Origin of the sequence: Microbacterium sp. ZW T5_45 (assembly GCF_044987415.1) — a bacterium.
Classification (GTDB): domain Bacteria; phylum Actinomycetota; class Actinomycetes; order Actinomycetales; family Microbacteriaceae; genus Microbacterium.
Genome location: NZ_JBJDRJ010000004.1, coordinates 72,613 through 86,406, shown reverse-complemented (window position 1 = coordinate 86,406; position 13,794 = coordinate 72,613). Strand labels below are relative to the sequence as shown.

11 protein-coding genes are annotated in these 13,794 nt (G+C 71.1%); 3 read left to right on the top strand and 8 right to left on the bottom strand.

The window, feature by feature from the left end; genetic code table 11:
* Position 1 precedes the first annotated feature (1 nt).
* Entirely contained in the window at positions 2 to 1,252 is a 1,251-nt protein-coding gene (locus tag ACI3KS_RS03020; RefSeq protein WP_404915068.1) for a sensor histidine kinase, read from the top strand.
* Complete coding sequence (locus ACI3KS_RS03015) at positions 1,249 to 1,926, top strand: response regulator (RefSeq protein WP_404915066.1); 678 nt, start codon at positions 1,249 to 1,251, stop codon at positions 1,924 to 1,926. The genes ACI3KS_RS03020 and ACI3KS_RS03015 overlap by 4 nt, the downstream gene beginning before the upstream one ends.
* A 58-nt stretch (positions 1,927 to 1,984) precedes the next feature.
* Here ACI3KS_RS03015 and ACI3KS_RS03010 read toward each other — a convergent pair whose 3' ends face one another.
* Positions 1,985 to 2,653 carry a DUF4375 domain-containing protein gene (locus ACI3KS_RS03010; protein WP_404915064.1) on the bottom strand — a complete coding sequence of 223 codons (669 nt, stop codon included), beginning with the start codon at positions 2,651 to 2,653 and terminating at the stop codon, positions 1,985 to 1,987.
* A gap of 82 nt (positions 2,654 to 2,735) precedes the next feature.
* On the opposite strand from ACI3KS_RS03010, the gene ACI3KS_RS03005 reads away from it, so the two are divergent.
* Complete coding sequence (locus ACI3KS_RS03005; protein WP_404915062.1) at positions 2,736 to 4,718, top strand: hypothetical protein; 1,983 nt, start codon at positions 2,736 to 2,738, stop codon at positions 4,716 to 4,718.
* A gap of 16 nt (positions 4,719 to 4,734) precedes the next feature.
* Here ACI3KS_RS03005 and ACI3KS_RS03000 read toward each other — a convergent pair whose 3' ends face one another.
* From ACI3KS_RS03000 to ACI3KS_RS02970, 7 genes are all read right to left on the bottom strand, one after another.
* Positions 4,735 to 5,688: an aldo/keto reductase gene (locus ACI3KS_RS03000; protein ID WP_404915060.1), complete on the bottom strand. Its 954-nt coding sequence runs from the start codon at positions 5,686 to 5,688 to the stop codon at positions 4,735 to 4,737.
* 59 nt (positions 5,689 to 5,747) lie between these two features.
* Positions 5,748 to 6,236 carry a GNAT family N-acetyltransferase gene (locus ACI3KS_RS02995; RefSeq protein ID WP_404915058.1) on the bottom strand — a complete coding sequence of 163 codons (489 nt, stop codon included), beginning with the start codon at positions 6,234 to 6,236 and terminating at the stop codon, positions 5,748 to 5,750.
* 130 nt (positions 6,237 to 6,366) lie between these two features.
* On the bottom strand, positions 6,367 to 7,203 hold the full coding sequence (locus ACI3KS_RS02990) for an N-acyl homoserine lactonase family protein (protein ID WP_404915056.1): 837 nt from the start codon (positions 7,201 to 7,203) through the stop codon (positions 6,367 to 6,369).
* Positions 7,200 to 7,820, bottom strand: a complete 621-nt coding sequence (locus ACI3KS_RS02985; RefSeq protein ID WP_404915054.1) for a TetR/AcrR family transcriptional regulator — start codon at positions 7,818 to 7,820, stop codon at positions 7,200 to 7,202. The genes ACI3KS_RS02990 and ACI3KS_RS02985 overlap by 4 nt, the downstream gene beginning before the upstream one ends.
* A 20-nt stretch (positions 7,821 to 7,840) precedes the next feature.
* Entirely contained in the window at positions 7,841 to 9,511 is a 1,671-nt protein-coding gene (locus ACI3KS_RS02980) for an allophanate hydrolase (protein ID WP_404915052.1), read from the bottom strand.
* Positions 9,508 to 13,110 carry an urea carboxylase gene (uca, locus tag ACI3KS_RS02975; protein WP_404915050.1) on the bottom strand — a complete coding sequence of 1,201 codons (3,603 nt, stop codon included), beginning with the start codon at positions 13,108 to 13,110 and terminating at the stop codon, positions 9,508 to 9,510. Before uca ends, ACI3KS_RS02980 begins: the two co-directional genes overlap by 4 nt.
* Complete coding sequence (locus tag ACI3KS_RS02970; RefSeq protein ID WP_404915048.1) at positions 13,107 to 13,787, bottom strand: urea amidolyase associated protein UAAP2; 681 nt, start codon at positions 13,785 to 13,787, stop codon at positions 13,107 to 13,109. The genes uca and ACI3KS_RS02970 overlap by 4 nt, the downstream gene beginning before the upstream one ends.
* Positions 13,788 to 13,794: the final 7 nt, after the last annotated feature.

Genomic DNA, 13,794 nt, shown 5'->3' with positions numbered 1-13,794 from the left:
CGTGACGAAGTCCGGTGGCCGCAGCGTCGTCGTCCCCGAGGACGACGGGCTGCGGCTTCCGCGTCCCCCCGGCGCCCTTCGGCGCTACTGGGCCCGGCATCCGCTGTTCACCGACATTCTCATCGCGCTCGTCTGCCTGGTGCTGTCCTCCGCCCCCGCTCGGCTCGGTGGGCCCGAGCTGCCCGAGCCCCTCCGCACCGTCCTCGCCGTGCTGATCGGGCTTTCGGTGCTTCTCTCGTGCGCGGCGATCCCGCTGCGCCGACGGCATCCTCTCATCCCCTTCACCGCAGCATTCGCGACCGAAGTCCTCTTCCTCTTCCTCGGCACTCCCGGCGGAACGCCGATGGTGACGGTCGCCGCGTACTCCCTCGCCGTGTACGGCTCGACCCGCCTGGCCTGGGCCGGTCTCGGTGCCGGGTTGGCCGGGGTCTCGGCCGTCTCCGCGATGTTGATGGCAGCAGGTCCCATCGACCTGCAAGCCGCCGCGAACGGTGTGCTCGGCAACCTCGTGGTCGGCCTGATCGGCACGCTGATCGGCATCAACGTCGGCGGCCGCAAACGCTACCTGGCGGCGATCATCGACCGCTCGCGGCAGCTGCTCGTCGAACGCGATCAGCAGGCTCGGCTCGCCGCCGCCGCCGAGCGGGCACGCATCGCGCGAGAGATGCATGACATCGTCTCGCACTCCCTGACGGTGATCGTGGCGCTGTCGGAAGGCGCGGCGGCGACGACGGATGCCGTTCGCGCCAGGGCCGCGTCCACGGCTGCCGCGGACACCGCCCGCTCGGCGCTGGGAGAGATGCGCGCGATGCTGGGCGTGCTGCGCGACGACGATGCCCCCGCACCCCTCGGTCCACTGACCGCTCCCGCGCCGGAGGAGACCGTGCGCCATGCGCAGCAGGCGGGCTTCCCCGTGACCCTGGTGTCCACCGGGCCGTCCGGATCCGAGCCTGCGATCGAGCATGCGATCTCGCGTCTGGTGCAGGAGGGGGTCACCAACGCCATGCGTCACGCTCCACGAGCGAGCGCCGTCGCAGTGCGCATCGACCGCTCTCTCCGCGCGACGACCGTCGAGATCGCCAACGACGGCGTCGTCGCCGCCGAGGCCGGGCATGTGCCGGGCTACGGCCTGCAGGGGCTGCGAGAGCGGGTCGCGCACGCCGGAGGATCCCTCACGCACGGCGTCGACCCCTCAGGCCGGTGGCTGCTGCGCGCCGAACTCCCTCCCCAGACGAAGGACCACGAGTCATGACCATCCCGATCCGTGTGCTGCTCGTCGACGACCAGGAGCTCATCCGCTTGGGCTTCCGCATGGTGATCGAGGCGGAGGACGACCTGGTGGTCGTCGGAGAAGCCTCCGATGGCCGATCGGCGATCGCGCAGACCGCGGTGCTGCATCCGGACGTCGTCCTGATGGACGTGCGGATGCCGGGCCTCGACGGCATCGCCGCGACCGAGGCCATCGTCCACGAGCACCCGTCGACCCGCGTACTCGTCTGGACGACCTTCGATCTCGACGAGTACGCGTTCGGCGCGATCGGAGCCGGCGCCAGCGGCTTCCTGCTGAAGGACGCTCACCGCCACGAGCTGCTGTCCGCAGTGCGCGCGGTGCATCGTGGTGATGCCGTGCTGTCTCCGCGGATCACCCGGGTGCTCCTCGATCGGGTCGGTGTCGGCGGGCAGGAGCGCACCCCTGCGGCATCCGCGGCGGTCGAGTCCCTCACCGAGCGCGAGCGGGGCGTCTTCCTCGCGATCGCCCGAGGACTCAGCAACGCCGAGATCGCGGAGGAGCTCTACGTGAGCGAGTCCACGGTCAAGACGCACGTCGGCCGGGTGCTGGCCAAGCTCGGTGCGAGGGACCGCGTGCACGCGGTGATCCTCGCGTTCCGGCTCGGCCTCGTCGAGGACCAGCCTCCGGCGGCCTGAGCGGCTCTCCGAAAGGCGCGGTTCTCCGAGAGGCGCGGTTCTCCGAGCAGCGCGGCGCTCACACCGGTGCCGACGGGGCCGGGCCGTAGTGCAGCGTCACTAGTCGCGGCATCCCGTCGGGGTCGTCCCAGTACGCCTCGTCGATCTCGTCGAGGCGCGATCGGCCGTCATCTCCGAGCGCGCGGATCAGATCGTCGATGCTGTTCACGTCATCGCTCTCGGCGAGGGGGCGCACGAGGTTCCAGGCGTCGGTCACCAGGGCGTGGGAGCGGAGTGCGCCGATCGCCTCCAACGCGCGGAGGGCATGACCCACCTCGGCCACGCCCCAATTGCCGAGGAACTGCAGGAACCCCCCGTTGTTCACGTCAGCGTCCAGGCGCCAGAGGGCGAGGAGCTCGCGATCAGCGGAAGTCAGCGCATCCGCGTGCCACTCGGCGTCCTTCGCCGCGGCGAGCGCTCGTTCGTACAGGGCGTCCTGCTCGAGGACCCATACCTCGAGCGCACCGGCCGCCGAGGTCTGTCCGGCCGCGGGCCAGTTCACCCCGAGGCCGTCCGCGACGAGGACCCAGGCCTCTCTCTCGGCCTTCGGCAGAGCGGCCGCACGACTCGCCCAGCTCAGCGGCGCGGCGAGACGGCGACCGTCCTGAAGCTCGAGCACGACGCGCGTCTCCTCGAAACGCACGTCCACGATCCTGCGCGCGGCCACCGCATCCTGCTCCGACGTCATCGGCCGCCTCCTGTCTGTGGTCGATCTCGATCCTGCCAGTACGCTGACATGTCGGGAGCCGACGCTCTGGACGGGGGTCACGATGAACATCGACGAGCGCATGGCCGAGATCGAGGGGTCGGTCGACCCGGACGACATCGTCAGCATCGTGCACGGCATCGACGATCTGAAGGCGCTGCTTCCTGGGGCCGACCCGGCGGATGCCGTCAGGGTCCTCCTCGCGCTGGGCCGGTGGGCGCACACGCTGGATCGCTACGACGATCTCGCAGGGGTCGCGGCACAGATCACGTCCTCTCCGCACGCGCGAGAGCTGGATCGGCTGTGGGGCCGGTACTGGGCGGCGGAGGCGGATACGCACCTCGCGGGAACAGACCCGCTGCCGATCCACCGTGCGTTGCTGTCGGAGGTGTCGGACGATCGTTCCCCTGCCGCGACGACCCTCGGCAACCGCCTCTGGCGTCGGGTGCTCGAGGTCGACGACGCCACGCAGGCGGTTCCCGCCTATCAGTCCTGGGCGCAGATGCGCTTCGCGACGGCTGCCGCCGATGATCGGGCGACAATGGTCCACCGCATCCACAACGGCACGTTCGCCATGACCGAGCCGGGCGTCGGCATCGCCGTGCTGCAGGCGACACGGGAGTGGCCGGGACTCTCGGTCAGCGCGCAGCGCCACCTCACAGGACAACTCGCGTCGATGCTCCGCGACCATGGACAGGCCGCGGCCGCACGCAGCGCATTCCTCGAGCTGGCGGAGACGGCCGCCATGGATCCGGCCTCCCCCGAGCTCGAGATCTCGGCTCGCGTGCAGGCCGCCCGCCTCGGCGTGGAGATCGGCGCTGTCGAGCCTGCGATCGATGAGCTGAGGATCGTCGTCGCCGGTGCCATGCCCGAGACGGAGCGTGAACGCGAGGGCGTCGCGCTCGCGCGGCTGTCGCTGATCGAAATGCTCCTCGTCCACCGTCCGCAGGAGGGGGAGCTCGCGGCTCTCGTGATGTGGGACGAGCTCGGCGGTGTCGACTCCGACGAGGTCGCCCGGATGGCAGGGCTCGCTCTTGCGAGGTCCTGGGCCGAGGCCGATGAGCCCACGACGATCGAGCGGGCGAGCAGCATCCTGCAACGTTTCCCGTCGACGGACGATCCCGATGTGCGCACGCTCGTGGTCATGGCGCTCAATTCGCGCACGCGCGCTCTCGCCGAGAGCGGGGATGAGGCGCGTGCGGCGGCGGACGCCGATCGAGCCGTGCAGCTCGCAGACCAGGGCGTCCCCGATTTCGTCCGCGACACCGCCGCGCACAACCGGGACGCACTGTGTCTGCGCCGCGGCGACTACACCGAGCGCGACGAGATCTACAGCGTCGCGCGACGGATGGCCGACGACGCCGACGCCGCATCCGCTCGCGGGGAGCGCGAGCAGAGCGCTCGCCTGTACGAGCGGGTGTTCGATCTGACCCACCCGTCGGAGGACCCGAAGACCCGGTTGGTGGGTCTCGCGGCACTCCGCGGGCGGACCTTCGACCTCGTCGCGGACGGTGCGTACGCACAGGCCGCGGACGTCGCCCGGCGCAGCATCGAGGCCGGCATCCACGACGGCGAGGTGGGCTCCGAACTGCTCGCACAGGCCTGGCTGCACTTCGGCATCGCGACGAACCGTCTGGCCGACCGCGCATCCGCCTTGCATGCGTTCGCGCAGGTCTCGACGATCGCCGTCGGACGGACGGATGCCGCGATGCGGGAGCTCGACTCCCAGGCGGCATGGAACCTGGCGGTCCTCCTCGACGACGGGACAGCTCCGGAGGACGCGCTCCGCGCGTACGGCGGGGTGATCGCCCGGCTGTCGACGTCTCCGGTGTTGACGGATCAGCGCCGAGTCGCCAAATCGCTCAAGAACAGCGCCGTGATCCTGGGCGAAGAGGTCGGGCGACCGCACGAGGCCGTGGGCGCGTGGACCGAGATCATCACCCGCTTCGACGGTCACCCCGACCCGGAGCTCGCCCGGCTCGTGAACGAGGCCCGGCCCCACGCCCAGCCGCCGAAGCGACCGGGGCTGTGGGGCCGGCGTCGGTGATCGTCCGGAGAGATCGTCAGGCGTTCGCCGGGGTCCACTCCGAGATGCTGCTGAGGTGTGCGACTTCGTCGGCGGTGAGCTCGAGACGGGCGCCGGCGAGAAGGTCGGGCACCTGCTCGACGGTGCGTGCGCTCGCGATCGGGGCGACCACGGTCGGCTGCGCCCGCAGCCAGGCCAGCGAGGTCGCGGCGATCGATGCGCCGTGCGCGTCGCCGATCTCCTGGAGGGCGTCGATCACGCGCAGGCCCTGCTCGGTGGCGTACTTCGCGGCGCCCTGGGCACGCGGCGAGCTCTGACCCGAGGCATCCGTCGTGCGGTACTTGCCGGTGAGGAAGCCACTCGCGAGCGAGTAGTACGGCACGAGGCCGAGGTCGAACTCCTGGGCCACAGGGATGATCGTCTCCTCGACCGTGTTGCGGTGAACGAGGTTGTAGTGCGGCTGCACCGCGACGGGGCGGGCGACACCGAGGCGGTCGGCGATCCCGATCCATCCGCGGATGCGCTCGGCGGTGTAGTTCGACACCGCGACGTGACGGACGAGGCCATCAGCGACGAGCTCGCCGAACGCGCCGACGGTCTCCTCCAGCGGCACGGACTCGTCGTCGAAGTGCGCGTAGTAGAGATCGATGGCGTCGACGCCGAGGCGTCCGAGCGAGGCCTCGGCGGCGCGACGGACGTTCGCCGCGGCGAGGCCCGCGAAGTCGGGGTGCTGGCTCACCTTGGTGGCGACGACCACACCCTCGGGCTTACGCGCGGCGAGCCACTCGCCGATGATCGTCTCGCTCTCGCCGCCGGAGTTGCCGGGGACCCAGGCGCTGTAGGCGTCGGCGGTGTCGATGAAGTCGCCGCCGCCCTCGGCGAAAGCGTCGAGAACGGCGAAGGAGGCATCCCGGTCGGCCGTCCATCCGAAGACGTTCCCGCCGAGCGAGAGCGGGAAGATGTCGAGGTCACTTGTTCCGATGCGAGTCATGGTGGGGTCAACCCGGGAGGATGGCGAGGTATTTCCCTGTGACGCCGTGTTGCAGGTCGTCACCCGGTCTCCCGCAGCCGCTTGCGCAGGAAGAGCTGCTCGGTGCCGTCGCCCTGATCGACCCGCTCGGTGAGGCGATAGCCGCACGACTCGTAGAGGCGCACGTTCGCCTCGCTGAGGCTGCCGGTGAACAGCTCGGCCTCCGTCGCCGACGACGACTGCTCCGTCGCCTCGAGCAGCATCCGGCCGATGCCCTCGCCCTGCATGTCCGGCGCGATCGCGATGCGGCCGATGAGCAGCAGCCCCTCGCTCTCCCTGGCGCGGATCGCTCCGACGAGCCGACCGTCGACACGTGCGACCCAGCCGTCGGCCGTCACCAGCTCGGCACGCAGCTCGTCGAGGGTCTGGGTGAGCGGCGCCATGTCCGGCGACCCGTAGATCAGCGCCTCCGAGACGAACGCGGCGCGCTGCACGGTGAGCACCTCGCCCGCGTCGTCCGGGGAGATCCGCGACAGGCGGACGCCGTCGCCCTCCACCGTTGCCTTCATGGCCACGTCCTTCCCTGGAATCTCTCCGACGTGGACATCATGTCGCCGGAGCAACCGATGGACCAGGTGGTTGACCGTGACCGCTGCGGATCGCTATGCCGTGCAAGGGATCTCGGACGGTACCTCAGGGTCAGCGGGCGTCGATCACCGCACGCCACGGACCCCACTCGGGATCGTGCGCGGGCCACACCTCGACCAGAGGGTCGGCGTCGAGAGCGTGCAGCCGGTCGATGGCCGCGTCCGCAGCCTCGGTGCCGTGGGGCCCGACGGTCGAGCCGCATCGGACGCCGTGTTCGATGTTGTGGCGCAGGTCGGCGGCATCGCCTGCGAACACGATCGTCCGGTCGGGCACCTCGACGACGACGGACTGGTGTCCGGGAGTGTGCCCAGAGGTGTCGATCACGCGCACCCCCGGTGCGAGCTCGGCATCGCCGTCGACGAGAGCGATCGTCAGCCCCGCACGATTCAGATCGTCGAACAGGAGGAATGCCGCGCGCGGGTCGGCGAGCGTCGTGACGTGCTCCCACTCCGTGCGCTGCATGATGAGCGGCTGATCGGGCGCGAGCAGACGCGCGGCCCCCGTGTGGTCGAAGTGCGCGTGGGTGAGGACGGCGGCGGCGAGGTCGTGCATCGCCAGCCCCGCCTCGTCGATCTGGTCGACGAGCGGATCCCCCGGGGGCACGATCGGAAGGTAGTTCTCGTAGTCGAAGGTGGCGAGGCGCAGGTCGCGGTCACGGATCCGCCGCGGATCGAACCCACCGTCGACCAGCATCCATCCCTCGTCGAAGACGATGGCGGCGGCCGTGACGGGTTCCAGCAGGAATCGGAACCTGCTGCCGCCATCGACCGACACCCCCTCGGGGATCGGCTCGTAGCCGACGACGAAGGGCACGACGCGGCGCGGACGACCAGCCACATCGAGCGGTGCGAGCACCGCTCGATCCCGGACGACGGTGCGGATGCTCACCCGGCGACCCGGTCGATATCGGATGCCGACGCGCCGGCGACCCGCAGGCAGGCCTCGGCGATCCGGCACCCCGCACCGTCGGGAACGGCGTCGCGTTGGCGGAGCTCGATCGCCATCTCCACGAGCTGCAGGCACGCGGAGCCGCGGAACTCGGCATCCTCCACTCCCCCGATCCGTGCCGCGAGCTGCACGTAGGCCGCCCTCAGCCGCTCTCTTGCCTCGCGGATCCCGGCGAACTCCGGGCCGTCGAGCTCCGGCGTCAGGTAGAGCACGGCGAGGTTGTGCGGCGCCTCGAGCAGCGTCCGCACGTCACGGACGGCAAGGGCGTGCAGCGCGATCACCGGGTCCTCCCCCGCGAGCAGCTCGTCGAGCCCGTCGAGCGTCGGCCGCACCGAGGCGTCGAGCAGCTCGAGCAGCAGCTGGGGCTTGCCCGCGACGTGGTAGTACAGGCTCGCCTGACGGATACCGGCGCGCTCGGCGATGTCGCGCGTCGAGGTCGCCGCGAAGCCGCGGCTCGCGAACAGCTCCGCGGCGGCATCGAGGATCTGCTCCCTCGGGCTTCGACCGTCATCCACACGCTCCCGCGCCCTGGGGCGCCCGACGACCGCTCTGCTCATGCCAGCGATCCTGCCACGAGTCAGCTCCGCGACGAGAGGTACGCGCGCCATCCGCCGAACTCCGTGATGTCCTCCGCCCCGTCGAGGGCGACCGCCTCGCACAGGAAACCAGCCACGCTGGTGCCGTCGCTCAACCGTGCGGTGCCGATGCCCATCGGCTCGGGGAGCGCATCGACGAATCGCCCGAACCCGGCCGCGGGAAGCCGCCACACCTCGCCGGCGATCGCGGCACCGCCCCCGGCCGTTCGGACGAGGCCCGGCTTCGGCGGGGTCGTCGCCAGCGCATACAGGCAGTAGTCCTCGGACGTCTCCACCTCGGCGAGGAAGCTGCCGCCCGCAGCGACCAGCTGGTGGTTCAGCGGCTGGCCGCGAAGGTGCGCACCCACCACGAGGACATCGACGGGCGGGGCCATCACGAGCTCGGCGAGCTGCGCGAGCGTCCGGTCGGCGAACGCGGGTCCCGTGAACATGACGCCGAACGGGCGACCGTTCACGACACCGGCGGGCACGGCGATCGCACTCCGGTCGAGCAGATTGGCGAAGTTCGTGTACCGGCCCATCCGCGAGTTCGCCCCGAGCGGGTCGGCGGCGACCTCGTCGAGGGTCGGGTGCCACGTCGTGGTCGGCGTCAGCAGGGCCGCCGTGCCGGCGAGGCGCCCGATCCCCTCGAGTCCCAGCCGTTCCAGCCTCTCGCGGTCGCGGAAGTAGTCGGAGGCCTTCGCCTCGGCGCCCGAGAGCACGATCCCGGCGACGGTCGGGTCCAGATCCGAGCCGATGAGCTCCCGATGCTGGTCGATGAAATCCCCGACCGCGGCGGTCCGTTCGGCGACGAACGCCCCGCCGTAGAGCAGCGATGCGGCCTCGAGCAACGGCGCGATGTCGACCTCGACGGTCTCGACCCCGGAGGCGCGCAGACCCTCGACGACGCCGGCGAACGCCTCAGCCCACCCCTCGGCGAGCCCCTCGAGGTGCTCGGCCGTCGGCACGGCCACCACCGGGCGCGCCGGAAGCGGGGCGAGCGGGACGTCCTCCCGGGCGATCGGGTCGACGCCGTCGGGCCCCGCCATCAGCTCGGCGGCTTCTCGGGCGAGCCGCAGGTCTCGCGCGAACACCGTCACGCAGTCGATCGTGCGGCACGCCGGCACCACTCCGGTGGTGGGGATGAGTCCCACCGTCGGCTTCACCCCGACGATTCCGTTCAACGCGGCGGGGACCCGCCCCGATCCCGCGGTATCGGTGCCGAGCGCGAGATCGACGACACCGAGCGCCGTGAGCACGGCGGACCCCGAGCTCGATCCTCCCGAGATCCGCGAGGGATCCCATGCGCCGCGCACCGCGCCGAACGGACTGCGCGTGCCCACCAGCCCCGTGGCGAACTGGTCGAGGTTGGTCTTGCCGAGGACGATCGCCCCGGCCGCGCGGAGCCGCGCCACCGACGGAGCATCCTCCGCCGGGACGTACGCGAAGGCCCGGCTGCCCGCTGTCGTCTCGAAGCCCGCGACGTCGATGTTGTCCTTGACCGCGACCACCCGGCCGGCGAGCGGGAGGCGCTCCCCCGCTGCGACCCGACGATCGATCTCGGCAGCCTCCGCGAGAGCATCCGACTCGGACCGCAACGAGATCCACGCCTCCGGCCGATCGACCGTCGCATTCCGCGCGTAGGCGGCCGCCAACCGCTCGACCGCGCTCATCGGTGCGTCTCCACGATCGCGAGCAGCTGCCCGGCCTCGACCCGCTCACCCGGCCGCACGAGGATCTCCCTCGTCACCCCGTCCGTCGTCGCTCCCACTGCCGTCTCCATCTTCATCGCCTCCAACACGATCATCCGTTCCCCCTTCGCGACCTTCTCTCCCGGGGAGAGCGCGACCTGCCACACCGCAGCCGCGAACGGCGCACGCACGGCCACGCACCCCTCGGGCACCGCCGTCTCGGCACCGGCGGGTGGCGAGACGGCATCCGATTCGTTCGGCCGGTCGAACTCACCCGAGAGCCGCCAGCGCTCGCGCTCCTCGGCGAAGGCGCGCTGCTGCGTCACACGGAACGCGTCGATCGAGGCCGCGTTCTCGGTGAGGAACCGTTCATGCTCGGCGAGCGCGAACGTTCCGTCGACTGTGCGGAAATCGCCCCGTCCGGCGTCGGTCTCGGCACGGAGCTCGAGCAGTTCCTCGGCCGAGACCGGATACCAGCGGATCCGGTCGAAGAACCGCAGGGCCCACGGCTGCTCACGGAAGAGTCCGCCGCGGCGGAACCTGTTCCAGATCTGCACCGTGCGCCCCACGAACTGGTAGCCGCCGGGACCTTCCATCCCGTAGATGCACAGGTAGGCGCCGCCGATGCCGACGGAGTTCTCGGCCGTCCAGGTGCGCGCCGGGTTGTACTTGGTCGTCACCAGGCGGTGCCGCGGATCCAGCGGTGTCGCCACCGGCGCCCCGAGGTACACGTCGCCCAGTCCGAGCACGAGGTACTGCGCGTCGAACACGGTCCGCAGCACGTCGTCGACGGAGTCCAGCCCATTGATCCGGCGGATGAACTCGATGTTCCACGGCGTCCATGGCGCGTCGTCGCGGACACCGGCCATGTACCGCTCGATCGCGAGCCGCGTGGCGGGATCGTCCCACGACAGCGGCAGATGCACCTCGCGCGAGGGCACGACGAGCTCACGGGTCGGCGGCAGTGCGTCATCGAGCTCCTGGATCAGACCGACGAGCTGCGAGGCGCGCAGCGCCCCCGCGTCGGTGTGGATCTGCAGCGAGCGGATGCCGGGGGTGACGTCGAGCACCGCGCGGGGCTGCTGCTCGGCGAGGGCCGCCTGCAGCGCATGCACCCGCATGCGGAGTCCGAGATCCAGCTGCTGTTCGCCGAACTCCACGAGCAGATTGTCGTCGCCGTCGCGACGATAGGTGACGCTGGGTCGTACGTCGCCCTCGGCCTCGCGCCGGGCGAGGATGCCGTCGTCGCCGTCACCTCCGATGAGCGGGATCGCCGAGAGCGATCGGGACTCGTCGAGGGCTGCGGCATCGGCCTCGCGCACCGGCACGAACCGGAGGGTGTCTCCCGGACGCAGCTGGCCGATCTTCCACAGCTCCCCGCTCGCGACGACCGCGGGGCAGACGAAGCCGCCAAGGCTCGGTCCGTCGGGGCCGAGGATGATCGGGGTGTCTCCGGTGAAGTCGAGAGCACCGACGGCGTACGGGGTGTCGTGGATGTTCGAGGGGTGCAGCCCCGCCTCGCCGCCGTCCGTGCGCGCCCAGGCGGGCTGCGGGCCGCTCAGGCGCACACCGGTGCGCGCGGAGTTCACCTGGACGGTGTACTCCGCCGCATAGAGCTCGTCGATGTCGGCGCGGGTGAAGAACTCCGGGGCCGCATGCGGCCCCTCCGTGACCCCGATGCTCCAGGAGGAGACGATCGCCGGACGCCGATCGACGGGGGTCGGCCCTCCGAGGGGCCCGGTCGCGGTGGTCCCCACGCGGAGCACGTCGCCGGCGACCAGTGCCCGCCCTCCGTGTCCGCCGAACCCGCCGAGGGTGAACGTCGACGCACTGCCGAGGTACTCGGGCACGTCGATCCCGCCACGGACGGCAAGGTAGGAGCGGATGCCGGGTCCTGCGGTCGCGCCGAGACGCAGAGTCGACCCGGCGGCGACCGGCACGGGCATCCACGGTTCCACCCTGACCCCGTCGAGATCCGCGTCGATCGGGGCACCGGTGAGGCACACCACCGTGTCGACGGTGAAGCGCAGGGTCGGCCCGGTGAGCGTGATCTCCAGCGCGGGAGCCCCATCGGGGTTGCCGATGGCGAGGTTCGACTCACGGAACGACACCGCGTCCATCGGGCCGGACGGCGGAACGCCGACCTGCCAGTACCCGAGCCGGCCGGGGAGGTCCTGAACGGTGGTGAGCATTCCCGGCTCCACGATCTCCACGCGCGGGTCCGGGTCGCCCACGCCGTCGAGGGTGCCGGTGTGGTGCGTCGCGGAACGGACCGGCTCGGTGTCGAGGACCTCCCGGATCATCCCGGCGCCGGTGACGATGCCGTCGATACGGGTGTCCGCGAGCGCGGAACGCAGGCCGTCGAGAGCATCGTCACGCGTGGGCGCGTGGACGATGACCTTGGCGAGCAGCGGGTCGTAATAGGACGTGATCTCCGCCCCCGGCTCGATCCAGCCGTCGACGCGGATGCCCTCGCCCTCGGGCAGGCGGACACCCGTGACGAGTCCCGTCGACGGGGCGTTGCCGCGATCAGGGTCCTCGGCGTACACGCGCGCCTCGATCGCATGACCCGATGGCGCGGGATGCGCATCGAACAGCGACGACGGGAGGGCGGACGGCCCGCCGGCGGCGAGGTCGAGCATGAGCCCGACGAGATCGATGCCGAACACGGCCTCGGTGACGGGGTGCTCGACCTGCAGACGCGCATTGACCTCGAGGAAGTACGCCCGCTCCGCCACCGGATCGTAGACGAACTCGGCCGTGCCGGCGGAGCGATAGCGGATACCGGCCGCGAGCGCCGCCGCGGTCGAATGCAGGGTCTCCCGCACCGCATCGGGGAGCCGCGGAGCCGGCGCCTCCTCTACGACCTTCTGATTGCGCCGCTGCAGCGAGCAGTCCCGGTCGCCGAGCACGGCGACGCGGCCCTCGCCGTCGCCGAAGAGCTGGACCTCGACGTGCCGAGCAGGGCGGACGAACTTCTCCAGGAAGACGCCAGCCGAGCCGAAGCTGACGGCCGCCTGTCTGGTCACCGTGTCGAACGCCGCGGCGACCGCATCGGCGTCCATGCACACGCTCATGCCGATCCCGCCGCCGCCCCCTGTGGCCTTGAGCATCACCGGGTAGCCGATGCGGTCGGCGGCCGCGACGGCCTCGTCCCGGGACGACAGCACACCGGTTCCGGGAAGAAGCGGCACGCCGGCGGCCTCGGCCAGCGACCTCGCGGTGTGCTTGAGCCCGAACGCATCGAGCTGCTCCGGCGTTGGCCCCACCCATGCGACCCCCGCGTCCTGGAAGGCGCGGGCGGCGGCGGAGTTCTCGGCAAGGAAGCCGTAGCCGGGGTGCACGGCGTCCGCGCCGTTGTCGGTCGCCGCCCGCAGCACCGCATCGAGGCGGAGGTACGACTCCGCCGCTGGCGCGGGTCCCAGCCGTACGGCGACGTCGGCCTCGCGCACGTGCGGAGCGGCGCGATCGGCGTCGGAGAACACCGCGATCGTACGGAGGTCCCGCTCGCGCGCTGAGCGGAGGATGCGGCGCGCGATCTCACCGCGATTCGCGACGAGCAGCGTGTCGAGGGCGCTCATGCGCTCGTCACGATCATGCGCAGGGGCGTGCAGCTGAAGTCGTTGCACGGGTTGTTCATCTGGGGGCAGTTCGAGACGATCACCAGGACGTCGCGCTCCGCGCGCACCGCCACACGCTTGCCGGGGGCGGACATCCCGTCGACGATGCCCAGCGCACCGTCGGCCTCGACGGGCACGTTCATGAACCAGTTCAGATTCGACACGAGGTCGCGGGCACTCAGACCGTAGCGGGCGGCCTCGGCGAGGAAGTTCTCCCGGCAGCCGTGCTGGTGCAGGGTGTGGTGCCCGTACCGCAGGGTGTTGGACTCCTTGCTGCATGCTCCGCCGATGGTGTCGTGACGATCGATCTCGTTGCCGACGACCGTCATCAGGGCGCCGCCTCGATTGCTGCGCAGCACCGTGCCGGTGTCGACGTAGGCGTTGCGCTGCCAGGCGATGGTGTCGGCGGCGCTGTAGCGCTCATCGGTGTCGTCTGCGGCGTACACGAGGAAGTCCGCCGACTGGTTTCCGCCGACGTCGACGATTGTGAGGACGTCTCCGGCGGCGATGTGCGCCGACCACGCCGCGCGGGGCTCGACACGCTCATCGAGGACGACGGGTCCGGCGACGAGCGGCTCGGACCAGTCCAGACTCGCATCGGGGGCGTGGACAGGACGATCGGGAACGGTGGTGATCATGGGTGCG

What these genes read in the sequence shown, in the direction of transcription:
- ACI3KS_RS02995 (WP_404915058.1), bottom strand. Translation starts at nt 6,236, where the DNA reads ATGAAGGCAACGGTGGAGGGCGACGGCGTCCGCCTGTCGCGGATCTCC.
- ACI3KS_RS03005 (WP_404915062.1), top strand. Translation starts at nt 2,736, where the DNA reads ATGAACATCGACGAGCGCATGGCCGAGATCGAGGGGTCGGTCGACCCG.
- ACI3KS_RS02985 (WP_404915054.1), bottom strand. Translation starts at nt 7,820, where the DNA reads ATGAGCAGAGCGGTCGTCGGGCGCCCCAGGGCGCGGGAGCGTGTGGAT.
- ACI3KS_RS03010 (WP_404915064.1), bottom strand. Translation starts at nt 2,653, where the DNA reads ATGACGTCGGAGCAGGATGCGGTGGCCGCGCGCAGGATCGTGGACGTG.
- ACI3KS_RS03000 (WP_404915060.1), bottom strand. Translation starts at nt 5,688, where the DNA reads ATGACTCGCATCGGAACAAGTGACCTCGACATCTTCCCGCTCTCGCTC.
- uca (WP_404915050.1), bottom strand. Translation starts at nt 13,110, where the DNA reads ATGAGCGCCCTCGACACGCTGCTCGTCGCGAATCGCGGTGAGATCGCG.
- ACI3KS_RS02980 (WP_404915052.1), bottom strand. Translation starts at nt 9,511, where the DNA reads ATGAGCGCGGTCGAGCGGTTGGCGGCCGCCTACGCGCGGAATGCGACG.
- ACI3KS_RS02970 (WP_404915048.1), bottom strand. Translation starts at nt 13,787, where the DNA reads ATGATCACCACCGTTCCCGATCGTCCTGTCCACGCCCCCGATGCGAGT.
- ACI3KS_RS03015 (WP_404915066.1), top strand. Translation starts at nt 1,249, where the DNA reads ATGACCATCCCGATCCGTGTGCTGCTCGTCGACGACCAGGAGCTCATC.